Source organism: Marinobacter iranensis (assembly GCF_029207565.1).
In the GTDB taxonomy this organism is placed as follows: Bacteria; Pseudomonadota; Gammaproteobacteria; order Pseudomonadales; family Oleiphilaceae; genus Marinobacter; species Marinobacter iranensis.
Map to the genome: position 1 here is coordinate 1 of NZ_JANCMW010000166.1, position 270 is coordinate 270.

Below are 270 nucleotides of genomic sequence, written 5' to 3' on the forward strand. Positions count from 1 at the left end.
ATAATATCGATCTTCACATTCCTGGCTGGTAAAGCCCTGCGTGTTGAAACAATGCTCCGCAGCCGTGCGCGCACAGTAAGTGGAGCGATCTTCCGGTTCATCGGCAGCATTGGCAATCGACGCCGCCATGATAAAATACGGCACAACAGTAATCACACCAGATTTACGAATAAATCCTCGCATGTTCATTTGCCATCTCCGATATTTATATCGATAGGCGCCGTTATCGATAACATCGGTACAACATTATCCTTGCGATTCGTCAATATT

Annotated in this window: 1 protein-coding gene; it reads right to left on the reverse strand. The window is 45.9% G+C overall.

The window, feature by feature from the left end; all coding sequences use genetic code 11:
• The coding region (locus NLU14_RS21880) for a hypothetical protein (RefSeq protein ID WP_275710580.1) at positions 1–189 on the reverse strand (189 nt) is incomplete at its 3' end.
• Positions 190–270 lie beyond the last annotated feature (81 nt).